Source organism: Salinimicrobium oceani (genome assembly GCF_012037645.1).
Map to the genome: position 1 here is coordinate 1 of NZ_JAAVJR010001451.1, position 306 is coordinate 306.

The 306-nt window shown below is 41.5% G+C and carries 1 protein-coding gene; it reads right to left on the reverse strand.

The window, feature by feature from the left end:
* On the reverse strand, positions 1–306 hold a 306-nt coding region (locus tag HC175_RS22595; protein ID WP_209310221.1), incomplete at both ends, for a hypothetical protein.

The window sequence follows — 306 nt, forward strand, 5'->3', positions numbered from 1 at the left end:
TGCTTCCAATTGCTGCGCATTACCTGTAGCCAAAAAATCAATAGGATTGGATACGGAAGATCCATCAAATAATTTGTCCAACAAGGTTTCGCTTTCTTTTCCTTCCAAATGAGGGATCTTTAAACCGTTCTTTGACAACACATCTGTCAGCATTACAGCAGGTCCGCCGGCATGGGTGATAATGGCAATATTCTTTCCTTCAGATTCCTTTTGCTGAAGAATACCGGCAACCGTCATGAGCTCATTGCGGCCATAACAGCGTATGATTCCCGCTTTTTGAAATAAGGTATCTACAAAAACATATGA